The sequence below is a fragment of the Mucilaginibacter aurantiaciroseus genome (genome assembly GCF_024055595.1).
GTDB lineage: Bacteria > Bacteroidota > Bacteroidia > Sphingobacteriales > Sphingobacteriaceae > Mucilaginibacter > Mucilaginibacter aurantiaciroseus.
Genome location: NZ_JAMXOF010000001.1, coordinates 156,321 through 172,308 on the forward strand (window position 1 = coordinate 156,321; position 15,988 = coordinate 172,308).

The 15,988-nt window shown below is 43.3% G+C and carries 13 protein-coding genes; 9 read left to right on the plus strand and 4 right to left on the minus strand.

Going from position 1 to position 15,988, the window contains the following annotated elements:
- Positions 1-32: 32 nt before the first annotated feature.
- Together NAF17_RS00685 and NAF17_RS00690 are read right to left on the minus strand one after the other, a co-directional pair.
- Positions 33-683 carry a TetR family transcriptional regulator C-terminal domain-containing protein gene (locus NAF17_RS00685; RefSeq protein WP_252756050.1) on the minus strand — a complete coding sequence of 217 codons (651 nt, stop codon included), beginning with the start codon at positions 681-683 and terminating at the stop codon, positions 33-35.
- Positions 684-775: 92 nt separating this feature from the next.
- The gene (locus tag NAF17_RS00690; RefSeq protein ID WP_252756051.1) at positions 776-1,492 is read right to left on the minus strand and encodes an SDR family NAD(P)-dependent oxidoreductase; all 717 of its coding nucleotides are present in this window, start codon (positions 1,490-1,492) and stop codon (positions 776-778) included.
- Between the two features lie 44 nt (positions 1,493-1,536).
- On the opposite strand from NAF17_RS00690, the gene NAF17_RS00695 reads away from it, so the two are divergent.
- From NAF17_RS00695 to odhB, 4 genes are all read left to right on the plus strand, one after another.
- A complete protein-coding gene (locus tag NAF17_RS00695) occupies positions 1,537-1,674 on the plus strand; it encodes a DUF2256 domain-containing protein (RefSeq protein ID WP_252756052.1) in 138 nt (45 codons plus the stop codon).
- A 47-nt stretch (positions 1,675-1,721) separates the two neighbouring features.
- Positions 1,722-3,041, plus strand: coding sequence for a DASH family cryptochrome (locus tag NAF17_RS00700; protein ID WP_252756053.1), 1,320 nt, complete (start codon positions 1,722-1,724; stop codon positions 3,039-3,041).
- A 266-nt stretch (positions 3,042-3,307) separates the two neighbouring features.
- Positions 3,308-6,112 carry a 2-oxoglutarate dehydrogenase E1 component gene (locus NAF17_RS00705; RefSeq protein WP_252756054.1) on the plus strand — a complete coding sequence of 935 codons (2,805 nt, stop codon included), beginning with the start codon at positions 3,308-3,310 and terminating at the stop codon, positions 6,110-6,112.
- A gap of 96 nt (positions 6,113-6,208) precedes the next feature.
- Positions 6,209-7,825 (plus strand): 2-oxoglutarate dehydrogenase complex dihydrolipoyllysine-residue succinyltransferase, encoded by a 1,617-nt coding sequence (gene odhB, locus NAF17_RS00710; RefSeq protein ID WP_252756055.1) that lies wholly within the window; start codon positions 6,209-6,211, stop codon positions 7,823-7,825.
- A gap of 165 nt (positions 7,826-7,990) precedes the next feature.
- Here odhB and NAF17_RS00715 read toward each other — a convergent pair whose 3' ends face one another.
- Entirely contained in the window at positions 7,991-8,443 is a 453-nt protein-coding gene (locus tag NAF17_RS00715; protein ID WP_252756056.1) for a DinB family protein, read from the minus strand.
- Positions 8,444-8,535: 92 nt separating this feature from the next.
- Between NAF17_RS00715 and NAF17_RS00720 the strand changes: the two genes are divergently transcribed.
- From NAF17_RS00720 to NAF17_RS00740, 5 genes are all read left to right on the plus strand, one after another.
- Positions 8,536-10,254: an ArnT family glycosyltransferase gene (locus tag NAF17_RS00720; protein WP_252756057.1), complete on the plus strand. Its 1,719-nt coding sequence runs from the start codon at positions 8,536-8,538 to the stop codon at positions 10,252-10,254.
- Positions 10,255-10,266: 12 nt separating this feature from the next.
- Positions 10,267-11,289 carry a lipid A deacylase gene (locus tag NAF17_RS00725; RefSeq protein WP_252756058.1) on the plus strand — a complete coding sequence of 341 codons (1,023 nt, stop codon included), beginning with the start codon at positions 10,267-10,269 and terminating at the stop codon, positions 11,287-11,289.
- 127 nt (positions 11,290-11,416) lie between these two features.
- The gene (locus tag NAF17_RS00730) at positions 11,417-12,127 is read left to right on the plus strand and encodes a DUF2490 domain-containing protein (protein ID WP_252756059.1); all 711 of its coding nucleotides are present in this window, start codon (positions 11,417-11,419) and stop codon (positions 12,125-12,127) included.
- A gap of 111 nt (positions 12,128-12,238) precedes the next feature.
- On the plus strand, positions 12,239-13,159 hold the full coding sequence (locus NAF17_RS00735; RefSeq protein ID WP_252756060.1) for a DUF58 domain-containing protein: 921 nt from the start codon (positions 12,239-12,241) through the stop codon (positions 13,157-13,159).
- 181 nt (positions 13,160-13,340) lie between these two features.
- Positions 13,341-14,810 carry a glycoside hydrolase family 130 protein gene (locus NAF17_RS00740; protein WP_252756061.1) on the plus strand — a complete coding sequence of 490 codons (1,470 nt, stop codon included), beginning with the start codon at positions 13,341-13,343 and terminating at the stop codon, positions 14,808-14,810.
- Positions 14,811-14,983: 173 nt separating this feature from the next.
- On the opposite strand, the gene NAF17_RS00745 is transcribed toward NAF17_RS00740, so the two are convergent.
- Entirely contained in the window at positions 14,984-15,988 is a 1,005-nt protein-coding gene (locus NAF17_RS00745; protein WP_252756062.1) for a glycosyltransferase family 4 protein, read from the minus strand.

The following is a 15,988-nucleotide window of genomic DNA, read 5'->3' on the forward strand; positions in this document are numbered from 1 at the left end:
TCCCTCACAGAGAGTGTTTGGGTGGGGCTTCTTTAAAACCCCATTTTCTCCTTCAATCCGCTATTTTTAGCCAAAAACTTGGCGTACTCAAACAGGTTATCTATCGGCGAACGCTGGAACAGGTCGAACGTTACGTTAACGCCTTTCTCAATGGCTTCATCGGTTTTCTCAAAACCTGCAGAATCGTCATTGATCCAGAAATTCAGTACAAAGCCAAATTGCACCCAAAGGGCATCTTTATAGCGTTTACTAAAAAATTTACGGTCGGTTAATTCCTGTGTTTCTATACCTTCGTTTAAAATATTTTCAGCAAAATTTTCGAACACGTCTTTGGTTGGTTCTAAAACCTTAAGCGTGCCTAGGCTGCGGTGCTTTTTAATGCTGTACAAAGCAAAACTGCGGTTGCTTTTCAATAATTCAAAAAAGCTATAAAAAAATGATAATGCCTTCTCTCGCGATGAATACTGCGACCAAACCTCTTGCGCGCGTACTTCGCTTAAAGTTTTAAGTGTAAGGTCGGCCCATACGCTTTGCTCAACAGCGTCAAATGATCCAAAGAAACTATAAAAATCTTCTTCGGCCATTTTGTTCTTTTTCGCAAATACATACACCGATTTTGGCTGCTGGCCTTCGGTCAATACATAATCTATATAAGCTTTCTGGATACTTTCAGTAGTTGCCATAATATTTAGTTTTACAGTATAAAATTAAGGATAATCCTAATTTCATTTGTCATCATTATCTATAATTAAATAATTGACTTACAACCTTAATTTTACAAAGGCCTTAAGTTGCCAAGCCCGCCATCAATACCTATGATTTGCCCGGTTAGCCAGCCGCTATGGTCGCTTAGTAAAAACTGGGTGGCAAAGGCAATATCATCCGGCGTACCAATTTTACCAAGCGGGTGCCGTTTGGCAGATGCTTCGCGCCGCTCATCGGTGCTTAACAGGTTTTTGGCAAGCGGGGTATCGGTTAGCGATGGTGCAATGGCATTTACCCTTATTTGATTAGAAGAAAGCTCGGCTGCTAATGATAAGGTTAACCCCTCAATAGCGCCTTTCGCCGCCGCGATACTGGCATGGAAAGGCATCCCCGCTTTTGCGGCTACAGAACTGTAAAGTACAATACTTGCGCCACCCGCGTTCTTCAAAGCCTTAAGGCTGAGCCTGATGATCTCTGCTGCGCCAAGCACATTCAATTTGTAATCGTTTAAGAAATCTTCCTGCGTTAAACGTTGAAAGGGTTTTAGATTGATGCTACCAACAGAGTATACCAATCCATGGATAGTTTGCGGTAGTTGGTTTTCAATAGTACTCAAATTATCTAATACATCGGCCTGGATATGAGTAACACCCCCGGGCCAATCAGTTGCCGGGCTGCGCGATATATTAAATATGTTTGCCTCTTGTATGGCCAAATGCTTTATTAATGCAAGGCCAATTCCACTGCTGCCACCTACTATCAGAATGTTTTTGTTTTTTAAATTCATATATTACATAACACTAAGCGGTACTATTTGTTATAAATAATATTATGGCACGGATACTTAAAGAAAACCTCCCTACAAAGCTTTGCATTGTGTGTAAAAGGCCCTTTACATGGAGAAAAAAGTGGGAAAAATGTTGGGACGATGTCAAATATTGCAGCGAACGATGCAGGACAAATAAATAATTACCATTTTTGTAATCAATCTAAATAAGTTTAGATTAGATGTTCATATGAGTGATAAAGTTATATTGGTTTGGTTTAGAAATGATCTGCGCATACACGATAATGAAATATTATCCGAAGCCGTGCGCAGGGCTGATAAAGTATTGCCGGTATATGTTTTTGACCCGTTCTACTTTAAAGCCAATGCTTTAGGCGCGATAAAAACCGGCAGTTTCCGTGCCCGTTTTCTCTTAGAAACTGTTGCAGATCTCAGGGAAAACCTACAGGCCTTTGGTGCCGATCTGCTGATCCGCACAGGTGATCCTGCCGAAGTACTTACCCAAATAGCAGAAGAATACCAGGTGAGCGAAGTATACCATCACCGCGAAGTAGCACCCGATGAAACCGATGTTTCTGAAAGGGTGGAGGCCGCTTTATGGAAAATGAAGCTTAACCTAAAGCATTTCATCGGCCACACCATGTATCATAAGGAAGACTTGCCATTTCCTATAAAAGATATCCCCGATAGTTTCGTAACCTTTAAAAAGAAGGTGGAGCGCGATAGCACGGTTAGGCCAAGTGTGGTTAGTCCGGAGCAAATCCTTATCCCCGAAATTACCGATGCCGGCGAATTACCAAGCCTTGCAGAATTGGGCGTGTCCGATCCAATAGACGATGCCCGTGCCGAAGAAAAATTTACTGGTGGCGAAACAGCCGCTTTAAAACAATTACATACCTACTTAGAGAACTGCATTCAAAATCAGGGTAAAAATGTGCGTGGCGCAGCCTATAATTCATCGGGTTTAAGCGCATGTCTTGCGGTTGGGTGTATCTCGCCAAGGCAGGTGTACTGGGAAGTGGTGAACTATTACCGAGATCACCACCTTACTAATACCGACCCGATTATCCTGGAGCTTTTGTGGAGAGATTACTTTCGCTTTATGTTTAAAAAGCATGGGCAGAAGTTTTTCCGTTCCGAAGGTTTTGGCGATGTACCCGATACCGCCGATAACCAGGACGAGCTTTTTGAACAATGGAAGAATGGCGAAACCGGTGTGCCTTTTATTGATGCTGCCATGCATCAGCTAAATGCCACGGGCTACATTAACAATTACAGCAGGCAAGTCGTTGCCAATTACCTAACCAAAGACCTCAAAGTCGACTGGACAAAAGGTGCGTTGTATTTTGAAGAAAAGCTGATAGATTACTCGCCTGCCAGTAACTGGGGCAATTGGGCTTTTGTAGCTGGGGTAGGTAACGATACTAAAAGCAACCGTTTCTTTAATGCGACCAAACCAACCGACCAACTTGATAGCAAAAGCGATTTTATAGCTACCTGGCTACCTGGCTACCCGCTAACGCCGTTAAAATTAAAGCATAATATATAGACGGTATATTACGCAACAAAGCGCGCAATATACCGTCTATATGTTATGAACTCATTCGAACAATTCACGATCATTATCGGCCTTCTTGCAGTTTTGCTCCAGGGGATAGCATATCTGCGCGAATTTGCGCGTAAAATTCTTCATTCAGGTTCAAAACATACCGGTTAGTTTTTTTTGGATATTTTATCTAAAACTAATTGCATATTATTTCAGCATTTGAATGTATTATGCTTAATTTTGCTACCGTTTCACAACATTGGTTTCTCATGGATCGCCTAAATTATATAAATAGCGCCAACGCCGCTTACATTGACACACTTTACGAAACTTACAAACAAGACCCCGAATCGGTAGATTTTGGCTGGCAAAAGTTTTTTGAAGGCTTTGATTTTGGTAAAGATAGCCAGGCGACCTCTGCTGTTGCAGTTGCCACACCTGAAAATTTGCTAAAAGAGATTAATGTGATGAACATGATAAATGGATACCGCACACGCGGCCATTTATTCACCAAAACAAACCCCGTACGCGAACGCCGCAAGTACTTTCCGGGTAAAGAGTTAGAAACATTTGGCTTAAGCGAAGCCGATATGGACACCGTATTTAATGCAGGTGTTGAAGTTAGTTTAGGCCCCGCCAAATTGCGCGACATTCGCGAATTGTTAGAACAAACATATTGCCAGGCCATTGGTGCAGAATATACTTACATCCGCAACCCTATAAAACTGAAGTGGTTTGAGGACAGGATGGAGAGCAAACGCAATACCCCAAGCTTTAACGCCGACGAAAAAAAGCAGATGCTTGCCAAGTTGAACGAAGCTGTTGTTTTCGAAAATTTCCTTGGAACAAAATTCCTGGGCCAGAAACGCTTCTCGTTAGAAGGTGCCGAGGCTTTGATCCCCGCGCTTGATTCGGTTATCACCAAAGGGTCAGAATTGGGGTTAGAGGAATTCATCATTGGTATGGCTCACCGCGGTCGTTTAAATGTGCTGACCAACATCATGGAAAAAACCTACCAGGAAGTGTTTACCGAGTTTGAAGGCAAAAACTTTTATTCGGAATCTCCTTTTGGTGGCGATGTTAAATATCACCTGGGTTACTCTACAGATATTGAGACCAAACAGGGTAAAAAAGTTCACCTGAGCCTTTGTCCAAATCCATCTCACTTAGAGGCGGTTGATCCGGTTGTTGAAGGTATAACCCGTTCAAAAATTGATTTTAAATACAATGGAGATCATTCAAAGATCGCCCCGATATTAATACATGGTGACGCATCTGTAGCCGGGCAGGGAATTGTTTACGAGGTTTTACAGATGGAGAAACTTGATGGTTACCGCACCGGTGGTACCATTCACCTGGTGATAAACAACCAGATAGGTTTCACAACTAATTATAAAGACGCACGTTCAAGTACTTACTGTACAGATGTTGCAAAAACTGTGCTTTCTCCTGTTTTTCACGTAAATGGGGATGATGTTGAGGCATTGGTTTATGTAGTTAATCTGGCCATGGAATACCGCCAGGTATTTAACGAAGATGTATTTATCGATATCCTTTGTTATCGCCGTTATGGCCATAACGAGGCGGATGAGCCTAAGTTTACCCAGCCGGTATTGTACAAAGCTATCGAAGCGCACCCTAATCCGCTACAGATTTACAGTAAAAAATTAATAGCCGAAGGTACTATAGACGATAAATATGTAAAAACGCTGGAAAAGGATTTCCGTGGCGAATTACAGAAAATGCTGGACGACGCAAAAGCATCAGACAGGTTTACCGATACCATCCCGATGTTTGAAGGCGCATGGAGTGGCTTACATTTAGCCAATCACAGCGAATTGATTAGCGCAGTTGATACATCGGTAACAAAAGAAACTATTACCGAAATAGGTAACAATTTAACGGTGCTGCCTAAGGGTAAAGAATTCTTCAAAAAAATTGAGAAATTATTCCAGGACCGTAACGCCATGGTTAACAAAACCGGCGTATTCGATTGGGCAATGGGCGAGCTGCTTGCTTACGGTACACTATTAAAAGATGGTTTCCCGGTAAGGTTAAGCGGTGAAGACGTTAAGCGCGGTACATTCTCGCATCGCCACGCGGTATTAACCCTGGCCGATTCTGAGGATGAGTACACCCCATTAGAAACTATCGACACCAACGCAAAACTGAGCATCTTTAACTCGTTATTATCTGAATACGGTGTGTTAGGTTTCGAATATGGTTACGCCCTGGCCAACCCTAACGCATTAACTATTTGGGAAGCGCAGTTTGGCGATTTTTTTAACGGTGCTCAGATCATCGTTGACCAGTACATTGCCAGTGCCGAAACAAAATGGCAGCGTGGTAATGGTTTGGTTATGCTTTTACCACACGGTTACGAAGGCCAGGGCCCCGAGCACTCATCGGCACGTGTAGAACGTTTTCTGGAACTTTGCGCGGACGATAATATCCAGGTAGCTAATTGTACAACGCCTGCAAATTTCTTCCACATATTAAGGAGGCAGATGAAACGCAGTTTCCGTAAACCGTTGATCATTTTTACACCAAAGAGCTTATTGCGCAGCCCTAATTGTGTATCGCCTCTTGCTGATTTTACCGATGGCAAATTCTATGAACTGATCGACGATAACTTTGTTGACCCTAAAAAGGTTAAACGCGTGCTGCTTTGTACCGGTAAAATTTATTACGACCTGTTAGAGAAACAACAAACCGACAAACGTAAGGATGTTGCCATTGTACGTGTGGAGCAATTATACCCTACACCTGTACAACAGATTCTGAAAATTAAAGCCAAATATGATAAGGCCACCGAATTTTTGTGGGTACAGGAAGAGCCTGAGAATATGGGCGCATGGCCATACATTTGCCGCAAGTTCCATAACGATAAGTTGATGAACCTGAATGTGATATCGCGTTTAGAGGGTAGCAGTACCGCAACCGGTTTTGCTAAACAGCACGCCGCGCAACAGTTACATATTGTATCAAAAGCGTTTGAAGCACCTGCAGGCAAAGCGGTTAAAGAAACCATCAAAAAAACAATAGAAAAAATGGCTAATGCTGGTGCAGATTAGTGAGTAGTAATTGGTGAGTTGTGAGTAGTTAAAAACTTACAAGTCTTCATATTAAAACCAATCCCTGTTCACCATTCAACTAATAACTAATACAATATGAGTTTAGAAATAAAAGTTCCGCCGGTAGGCGAATCCATTACCGAAGTAACCCTGTCAGCCTGGAAAAAAAAGGATGGCGACCAGGTACAAATGGACGAAGTAATAGCCGAGCTGGAATCAGACAAGGCAACTTTTGAGCTTACCGCTGAAAAAGCCGGGACTTTGAAAATTGTTGCAGCCGAAGGCGATACACTAGCTATTGGCGCGGTTGTAGCCAGTATAGAAGATAGCGGTGCTGCTGCACCTGCCTTATCTGCTGATAAAGCACCTACTGCACCTATTGCTGCATCTGCCACAAAAAACGAAGAACCAGGTACGGCAATAAGTCCGGAAAACCCTGCCAACGGCTATGCGCCCGCGCCAGACCAAAGAGGTACGGCCCCTGCATCTTCATTAGAAATAAAAGTACCACCGGTAGGTGAATCTATTACCGAGGTAACATTGTCCCGCTGGATGAAAAAAGACGGTGATGCCGTTGAAATGGATGAAGCCATTGCCGAATTGGAATCTGACAAAGCAACTTTTGAACTTACTGCCGAAAAAGCAGGTACATTAAAAACCATAGCCAAAGAAGGCGACACGTTAGCCATTGGCGCGGTAGTTTGTACTATTGAAGGAGCAGGCGCTTCGGCACCTGCTGCTGCACCGGTTACCCCGGCTGTTGCCGATAAGGTTAATGAATCGCCACAAAACGCTCCGTCAAAAGGAACAACTTATGCATCAGGTACGCCATCGCCCGCTGCCGCGAAAATATTAGCTGAAAAAGGTGTCGACACTGTATCTGTTAACGGTACAGGTGTTGATGGACGCATTACAAAAGGTGATGCACTTAATGCGCAAAACCAACCCGCTGCTTCACCGGCACCAGCCGCTAAATCTGCAACCGCTGCAACTCCTTCTGCACCGCAAGGCCCAAGAAGCGACCGCAGAGAAAAGATGTCGTCGTTACGTAAAACAGTTGCCAAGCGTTTGGTAGCCGTTAAAAACGAAACCGCCATGCTTACTACATTTAACGAAGTGGATATGCAGCCAATAATGGAACTGCGTAGCAAATACAAAGATAAATTTAAAGAGAAACACGGCGTGGGCTTAGGCTTTATGTCGTTCTTCACCAAAGCGGTTACCGAGGCACTAAAAGAATGGCCTGCAGTTGGTGCTCGTATAGAAGGCGAGGAAGTAGTTTACAGCAACTTTGCTGATATTTCTATCGCGGTATCTGCGCCAAAAGGTTTGGTGGTTCCGGTTATCCGCAACGCGGAGAGCATGAGCCTTGCCGAAATTGAAAAAGCCATTGTTGTTTTAGCAGGTAAAGCCCGCGAAAGCAAACTGACTTTGGAAGAAATGACCGGTGGTACATTCACCATCACCAATGGTGGCGTATTTGGCTCGATGATGTCTACACCAATCATTAACTCGCCACAATCGGCCATTTTAGGTATGCACAACATTATCGAACGCCCGGTTGCCGTAAACGGCCAAGTGGTTATCCGCCCGATGATGTACCTTGCCTTGTCATATGATCACCGCATTATTGACGGCCGCGAATCGGTAAGTTTCCTGGTACGTGTTAAACAATTGTTGGAAGACCCTGCGAGGTTGCTGTTAGGCGTTTAAGCCTTTCCTTTTATATAGAATTGAAAGCCATCCTATACATCGGATGGCTTTTTTGTTTCTTTAATATGTTATTGCGAGGAGCGTAGCGACGTGGCAATCTCAGCATATCCGCTTGTAATCTGAGATTCCCACGCTATCGCCCGAATTAACACGAGGGAGAAGTTCCTACACCAACTTCCTCAAACTCATAATATATCCAATATGCAGTCCATCGTGGAATGGTAAAAATGCGATAGCCTCATCAATACTGCTAACTACTGCGCCATAGCGGGTGGTCCAGGTTGGGTAGTTCGTGAAGATGTTGGTGGCATAATCCTTTTCAAAATCATTTAAACTGGTGATAAGCCTTTCTTTTATATCATTTAATTGTACCTGCGTTGTTGGGCCTTCTGGTTTGCTATCGGGTTTGTATAATTGATAAAAGGTTTCGTCCACTTCCAAGCCTGCACGCTTGTACCAAATACCCAGTTGCGCGGCCAACATGTGCCCAATGTTCCAGGCGATGTTGTTATTAAAGCCGGGTGGGATGGTATTTAACTGCTCAAGCGAAAAGTCTTTTAATATGTTCAGGATCATCAGGCGGGGCTGACGGATAAATTCCAATTGTTTATCAAGCATGATTGTAGTATTAGTTTTTCTGCGATCAAATCTAAAATAATCCTGCTGATTTGGCACATTGTGCTTGTCGCTTTTATTTTACCTTTGCAACAATGCAGGCAACTACGGCAACTCATCCTATCCAGTCTAATAAACCTATCTGGTATTTTATACTGTGCTGGACGCTGCTGAACGCCATACAAGCCTACACCTTAGAGATCCATGCAGATGAAGCCTATTATTGGCTTTATTCCCGCTTTTTAGATTGGGGTTATTTCGACCACCCACCTATGGTGGCGTTATTTATAAAGGCTGGTTATAGCCTGTTCCATAACGAGTTCGGCACACGCATACTCACCATTTTAAGCAATAGCGTATGCATTTACGTAATGTGGCTGATGGTAAAACAATATGGCGTAAAGGCCAAGTGGTTTATTCTGCTGGTTTCGGGGCTTTTCATCTTCCATATTTATGGGTTTACCACCACGCCGGATGTGCCGCTGTTTTTATTCACCGTGCTGTTTTATTACGTGTACAAAAAGTACCTGGAGGATGATAATTTAAAATATGCCTTGCTGCTGGCACTCATCATCGCCTGCTTATTATACAGTAAATATCATGGAGTTTTACTTATTGTATTTACGCTTGCATCCAATATAGCATTGTTAAAACGCAGATCCTTTTGGTTGATTTTATTGGGTGCGATTGTGCTGTTCATCCCGCATATTTGGTGGCAGGTTAGTCATGGCTACCCATCTGTAAAATATCATCTTTTCGAGCGTAATGGTTCTGATTTTAGCTTTGCCCGTGTGGGCGACTACATTCCAACGCAATTGGCTATGGGCGGCCCGCTTATTGGCTGGTTTGTTTTTTATGCCGCTTTCAGGAACCGCATTACCGATGTGTTTACCGGCACACTAGTAGTGAATGCTGCAGGTACATTTATTTTCTTTCTGCTAAACACAATTAAAGGCGGGGTAGAAGCGCACTGGACACTTATCGGCTTTGTACCGCTGGTAATGTTGGCACTCACCTATATTACCAAACAAAACAAGCCATACAAATGGTTGAGCATTTTAGCCATCGCCAACATTGTTTTTATTGTAGGGTTGCGGATAGGCATAATGTTTGGCCCCGCGATACTGAAAAAACCTTTACAGTTGCGCAGTTATTATGGCTTTAAAGATTGGGCGCACAAGATAAAGGAGAAAGCCGGCGACAGCTATGTAGTGTTTAGCGAAGGTTTCCAAAACCCAAGCAAGTACGATTTTTATAATAACAATACTAAAGGTTTCAGTTACGACGCCCGCGATTATCGCCGCACGCAGTTCAGCATTTGGCCAATTGAGGATAGCCTGCAGCGTAAACGTGTTTACCTGGTGCTGAACTATTACAACAAAGGTGTAGTTAAAGATACCATCCAGAATGAGGCAGGTATCTGGTATGGCGGTTGGGTGGATGACCTGCGCACCTATCAAAAGATCATAATAGACACCAAGCCAAAAACTATTACTGCCAAACCGGGGCAAAAAGTGGAATTTGACCTTTCTATAACCAACCCCTATCCGTTTGCGGTAAATTTTACCAACGTTGGCTACAAACACCCAGTGTATTTTGAAACCTGCTTTTTTGAACATACCACGCAGGTGAACGTACAGACTGCCGACAGTACCTTTAATAAAATAGCCTTACAGAAAAGTCAAAGCACCGGTTATAAGGTAACAGCGACAGCGCCAACAGAAAAAGGTACATATGACCTGTTCTTTTCGCTGCGTACCGAGCCCTTTACAGGTAGCAGGAACAGCCCGATAATAAAATTTGTAGTTGAATAACAACGATACAGCATGATTAGAAAGATATACTTAGCTTTATTAGTAACCATTTTAGCCGCCGGGGCGTTGAGCGCCCAAAATGTAGATTTCCACCTGAACGGGATGGGCTTTTTTGATAACCGCGAATACAAGGATTTTGTCGCACGTTCGCGAACCTATTCGGGTGTGCGTATCGCAGCGGATGTTGGGTTTAATATCGATAGCAATAACCACTTTATTTTTGGTGCAAATGCCCTGCACGAGTTTGGGGGTAACCCGTTTTTTGTGCGTGTAAACCCGGTTGCTTACTATGGCTACACCGGTAAAAACTGGTTATTTAATGCAGGTGCGTTTAGTCGCGAAGGTTTACTGACAGATTACCCGCGTGCTATGTTGAACGATACCCTGCGTTACTTTCGCCCCAATGTAGAGGGTTTGCTAACGCGATTTAAGAGTAACCACCTTACCGAAACCGTTTGGATAGACTGGGTGAGCCGGCAAACCAATACTGATAGGGAACAGTTCCTTTTCGGCTTCTCTGGTAAGTATCAACCATCATTAAATAGCCCGTTTTATGTATCGCATTATTTCTTTTTACTGCATGATGCCGGCGCGGCTATACTACTGTCTAATGACCATATCCAGGACAATGGCGCTGCCCAGGTAAAAATTGGCGCCGATCTTAGCCACAGTACCTTTCTTGATTCATTAAGCATTGAGGCCGGTGGAATGCTGTCATTAGAGCGCACAAGGGGCGTGGGCGGTTTCCAAAAGCCTAAAGGTTTTGTTGCTAATGCGTATTTGAGTTACAAACGTTTTGCCCTGTTTGATGAATTTTACAAAGGGGATGGCCATCGCATCCTTTTTGGTGACGCCTTTTATGAGAAAAGCACATACAACCGTTTAGATATTATTTACACTCCATTCATCGCCAAAGGCTTAAAAGGCCAGTTTGTATTTAGCCTGCACAATACCCCGGGCTACAGCAGTAACCAGGAAGCTTTCCGTTTGATATATGATATCGGCAGGAAAAATTTGGTTAAGTTTAAGGATTAGGGCATCCTTTTTGTCATGCTGAACGCTAGCGAAGTATCTATTGGCCGCCTTATATGATGTGCATTAGGTGCTTCGCTATCGCCCAAGGTGACAAAGTTTTTTATATTCGCAGCCATACACTATTCTTATGAAAAAAGCATTAACCCTACTTCTACTCATCACCGTATTAATCCCTTGCAAGCTCTTCGCACAGGATAACCGTTTTTCGGGATGGGCGGCGTTGTTCCACTCGCAAAAGTTTTCTGATAAATGGGGTATGTCGTTTGATGCGCAGTTTCGGTCAGCTAACCACTATGATTATTTGCAGAACGTGTTACTTCGCCCATCTGTAAATTATTATTTCGATAATAATAAAATGGCGGCTTTGGGTTATGCCTACATCGCTACCAATAATGAAGTTGCCGGAGTAGAAGCTTTCAGGCCCGAGAGCCGTATTTGGGAACAGCTTATCATCAACACCAAAATAAGTAAAGCAACTACATTGCAGCACCGCTTTAGGTTAGAGCAGCGTTTCCTTGGCAATACTTCCGCAAAAAACGATCATTATTTTGCCCAGCGTCTGCGTTATTTTGCAAGGGCTGTAGTGCCACTTAAAAAAACAGATGCATTTACTAAAGGCATGTTCCTTGGTTTGCAGAACGAGATCATGGTTAACGTTCAAAACAACCAAAAAGTAAACAAGCACTTCTTCGACCAAAATCGTGCTTATGTAGCCTTTGGTTACCGCCTGCATAAAAAAGTGGATATTGAGTTTGGTTACCTTAACCAGTTTGTGCAGCAGGCATCAGCCACCTATTTTAACCATGTATTGCAAGTCGCTATTTATACGAGGTTATAAATTGTATGAACCTGAATTAAAAGAATGTTTAGAATGGGCAGAATTCAAAGCAAGAGTTCGATAAATTCTTTAATTCTTAAATTCGAGTTCAGATTATAGTTAACTTGCACTATGCCGCAGCTTAGTACCGATCAACATATTCGCCAGCTGGCAAACCTGGAACTGCTTGCCCGGCAGGTAGTAGAGGGCTTTATAACCGGTTTGCACCAAAGTCCGTTTCATGGCTTTTCGGTAGAGTTTGCCGAACACAGGCTATACAATAACGGCGAATCTGTAAAGAATATCGATTGGAAACTACTTGCCCGCACCGATAAGCTTTTTGTAAAACAGTTTGAGGAAGAAACCAACCTGCGCTGTTATTTGCTGCTTGATACTTCCTCAAGTATGAACTTTCCGGCAGAGGGGATCAATAAGTTGCAATTTTCTGTATACGCCATTGCTTCGCTGATATACCTTTTTAAGAAACAAAGGGATGCGTTTGGGTTGTGTTTATTTTCGGATAAGATGGATTGGAAGAGCCCGGCGAGATCTACATCAAGCCATATGTTCCGTTTGTATGCGGAGTTGGAAAAGGCTTATGATAACCCTAAGCAAAACACGCCTACCAATATTACACAAGTGCTGCACCATATCGCCGGCGAAATCCACCAACGATCTATGGTGATTATTTTTAGCGATATGCTGGAGAATAGCCTCAACCCCGAAAAAATGCAACAGCTTTTCGCGGCCATTCAGCATTTGAAATATAAAAAACACGAAGTAGTGATATTTAACGTTACCAGAAAAAGGCAAGAGATTGATTTTGACTTTGATAACCGCCCGCACCATTTTGTAGATATCGAAACCGGTACCGAGGTGCGCGTGCATCCAAACAAGATCCGCGACAGCTACCAATCTGCATTAAAAGAATACCGTTGTCAACTGGAGCTAAAATGCGCCCAGCATCACATCCAGTTAGTAGATGCCGATATTGAACAGGGTTATAACGAGATCCTGAAAACCTATCTTATCAAAAGAAACAGCATGATTTAAACTATCGGGCTTTTTATCGGTCTGGTATTTGTTCACCTTTAAATAATAATCGGCTAAATCTGAAATTTTAAACGGTTATTTGGTGACTTACTGTAATATTTACAGCCTTTAACAAGCCTTATTAAATTGCTCAAATCAATTTAGCAGGCATAGTGTTAATAACTAAACGCATATTTTAAGTATGAGACTTTCTGTAGAACGAAAACCAATAAGAGTAAATCCCGATCCAAAACGTGTAATAGCACGTTTTTTTTTTAATGGAAACGACCGGGCCAAGGAAGTCCTGGAGCGTGTAATGGGCATAAGTGAAGAAACGGCCTTTGGCATTGTTTCGCCTTTATTGCAAGAATATTCTAAACGCCACCGTAATATAACCCGTGTGCTTAACCGCCATTGCAGTAAACTAAAACCGCTTATTGCCGAACTGGGGATAGATTTTGATACCCTAACGGTGTACCGCAAGTTGCTAATCGGCTCGTACTTTACGCACGAGTACTCTATCGAATCGGCGGCATTTTTCAACCCATCTATCGTAGAAGATCCCGATCAAACCGAAATGGAAGATGGGCAACGCCGCGTTATTATCAGCTTTAGGGCAGTGGGCGAGGGGCACATCTCCTCAATTACCTTCCGCAGGGCTTTGATCGATAAGAATAATCAAATTACGGTATTACCCGCAGGTAGTTATATTGATGAGGCCGAGATCGTAAGAAACGCGGTTTACAATAAAAAACTATTTTTGGATAAGGCGGCCATCACCCAGATAGATATCAGTGTGCTGAAGGAGCTGGAAGATAAACTCGACCATCACTTTGAATACTCTAATCTGCGCCGCATTATCCTCGATTCGCAAAAGACCCAGGAGAATGATAATATGCGCCTGGAATACGATAAAGTGCTTTGGCTGGCCGACTCTTACTACGAGATCGTTTTTTCATTAGATACGGATATCTCCGATAGAGTTATTTTTCCGATCTCAGAATATGAGCGAAAAGGTATTGAGGATGCCCGTTTTGTTAAGTTTTTTAATGAAGACGGCACTTACGCTTATTATGCCACGTATACCGCGTATGATGGCTCGCTGATAATGCCTAAGCTGTTGCAAACGAGCGATTTTTACAACTTTAAAATAATGCCTTTGTATGGTGCCGGTGCGCAAAATAAAAACCTGGCATTGTTCCCTCGTAAAATTAATGGTAAGTATGCCATGATCTCCCGGATCGACGGATGCAATAATTACATCATGTATTCCGACAAGATAAACATTTGGGAAAAGCCGGATCTGCTGCAAAAACCAAAATTTACCTGGGAGTTTGTACAGATTGGTAACTGTGGTTCGCCTATAGAAACTAAGGACGGCTGGGTAGTGATCACCCACGGTGTGGGCCCTATGCGCCGCTATGTGCTTGGCGCAAGTCTGCTGAAACTTGATGACCCAACCGTAGAGATAGGTCGCCTGAAGGAGCCTTTGCTTGTCCCTAACAGCGATGAGCGCGAAGGTTATGTACCAAATGTATTATACTCTTGTGGTGCCATAGTGCACAACAACAAGCTCATTATCCCTTACGGTATCTCCGATTCATCAACATCATTTGCTGAAGTTGACCTGGATGAGCTGCTGGCTAAGTTTAAGGAAGATGGAATAGATTAATTTTGAGGTGAAAGGTTTTCTTCAACAAAAAGAGCGATGAGATAACCTCATCGCTCTTTTATTATAGGTAAAAAACTATGTTATTGCGAGGAACGTAGTGACGTGGCAATCTTAGAGGACGGGCGGCTATGCTGAGATTGCCACGCTATCGCTCGCAATTATATAAAACTTAATTATCCCAATATCTGCTGATACAACTTAAAATAATCCTCCGCCATTTTTTCTTTAGAGAACTGAGAATTTGCCCACTTCCGGCAATATGCTCGATCAATGGAACCAAGCTGACTTATTACCTCTACAGCTTCATCTACCGTGTTCACTAAAAAGCCTGTTTTTTCGTGCTGGATCAATTCCGGCATCGAACCTTTGTTGAAGGCGATTATCGGCGTGCCGCAAAGCATGGATTCGGCAACGCTCATTCCAAAAGGCTCGGCGAAGTTAATGGGGTGCAACAGGGCAAGGGCGTTGCCTAAAAGTTCGTTGCGCTTGTCGGGCCCGGCGGGGCCGATGTATTCTATCTGGTCGTTAAGCTGCGGTTCTACTTGTTCTTTAAAGTAGTTTTCATCCTGTATAATACCCGCAATTATTAGCCTTTTATTCGCCTTTTTTGCTATCTCAATCGCCTCTAAAGGGCCTTTATCGTGATGGATGCGGCCGAAAAAGAGCAGATAGTCCTGCGGCTTTTCAGTAAACTTAAAATCTTTGGTATCTAAGCCATTGTAAACGGTAGCAATGTAATTTAACTCAGCGCTGCGGTCTGCATTGCTGATGGATACATAATGTCCACGAGAATTATACTTTTTATAAACCGGTATGATCCGTGGCGATGAAAAACCGTGTATAGTAGTGATTACCGGGGTGTTGATGAGCCCGGTATAACTCAGCGGCAAAAAATCAAAGTTGTTATGGATAATATCAAAAACGCCGGCTTGCTCCATCAGGTTGCTTATGTGCAGGCACTCTAAAACCTTGGCATCCTGGGTACGGTCTTCCTCGTAGCCCTGTTCGCAAATGGATTGCAATTTACCTTCGGTGATGGAATCGCCGGTGGCAAAAAGGGTTACATCAACGCCAAGTTTAATTAAGCCTTCGGCAATGTTAGAGGCAACCTGTTCCCACGGGCCGTAATGCCTGGGCGGTGTGCGCCAGGCAACGGGTGCTAATATCGCTGCTTTCAT